The sequence below is a fragment of the Knoellia aerolata DSM 18566 genome (genome assembly GCF_000768695.1).
In the GTDB taxonomy this organism is placed as follows: Bacteria; Actinomycetota; Actinomycetes; order Actinomycetales; family Dermatophilaceae; genus Knoellia; species Knoellia aerolata.
This window is the reverse complement of sequence record NZ_AVPL01000166.1, coordinates 1-583: the sequence shown is the minus strand read 5'-3', so window position 1 is coordinate 583 and position 583 is coordinate 1. Positions and strand designations below refer to the sequence as shown.

General features: G+C 72.7%; 1 protein-coding gene. It reads right to left on the bottom strand.

From position 1 onward, the window contains the following. Positions 1–86: 86 nt before the first annotated feature. Positions 87–583 (bottom strand): dihydrofolate reductase family protein (locus N801_RS22200; RefSeq protein WP_035941038.1); only part of this gene is annotated, 497 nt, incomplete at its 5' end.

Below are 583 nucleotides of genomic sequence, written 5' to 3'. Positions count from 1 at the left end.
GAAGTGAAGCGGATGAAGGCCGAGTTCGCCGTGCCGCCGGCCTTCGCGGCGTCGAGCTACGTGTCATCGCACTGAGGCGCGCCCGCTCATTCACCGTCTTCGAACGACCCCGTGCGCACCTCGCCGCCGCGCAGGTAGCGGCTGACCAGCACGCCGCCCGGCGTGGCGTCGACCCGCTCCAGCGTGAAGGCGCGCGCCTGCGCGTCGTCGCCGAACACCCGCTTGCCCGGCCCCAGCATCACCGGATAGACCAACAGGGACAGATCATCCACCAGATCCGCCGCCAGCAGCTGGCGCACCATGTCGCCGCTGCCGAACGTCAGCAGATCCGCCCCGCCCTGGCGCTTGAGCGCCCGCACCGCCTCGGCCAGGTCGCCGGACAGCGCCCGGCTGCCCTGCCAGGACAGGCCATCGGGCCGGTGCGTGGCCACGTGCTTGGGCGCGCTGTTCAGGCGGTCCGCCAGCGGGCGGCTGCCCGAACCGGCCGGCACGTGGGGCCAGTAGCCCGCGAAGATGTCGTAGGTGCGCCGGCCCAGCAGCAGTTCGAACGGCGCCGCCATCAGGTCGCGCACGTGCCTGCCGA